Annotated in this window: 1 protein-coding gene; it reads left to right on the forward strand. The window is 48.0% G+C overall.

Translation table 11 applies throughout. The features are described from left to right. The coding region (locus tag VF724_RS21395; RefSeq protein WP_371756254.1) for a hypothetical protein at positions 1 to 305 on the forward strand (305 nt) is incomplete at its 5' end. Positions 306 to 377: the final 72 nt, after the last annotated feature.

The following is a 377-nucleotide window of genomic DNA, read 5'->3' on the forward strand; positions in this document are numbered from 1 at the left end:
TGGACTTCATTATCCACATCCTGCTGGCATTCTGGATCACCCGCTCTTCCTTATGTACGCGCCAATTGCGGCGGTTCTACGAAAAACGTGCTTACGGCAAGCAGACCGAATTAACGCTGTTCCTTCGGGAAGAAGGAAACCATCAAGTGCTGCCGAAGGAACCAAAAGAAAAAGCCATAAAATTGCTTCAGATGATCCAAGCTTTGGGGAAAGCAACCTTCGTAAGAAGGTGGTGGGGTCATCGAATCAACAGTTTTATGGCACATTCATTGTACCACGGCGCACGGGTAGTGAAAACAGAATAACGTTTCCACATAACTTTTTCATCGTCTTACCGCAGGTGCCTCGGTTATAATGGCGGCATGGGTTAGCCGGCT

This window comes from Ferviditalea candida (assembly GCF_035282765.1).
Taxonomy (GTDB): domain Bacteria; phylum Bacillota; class Bacilli; order Paenibacillales; family KCTC-25726; genus Ferviditalea; species Ferviditalea candida.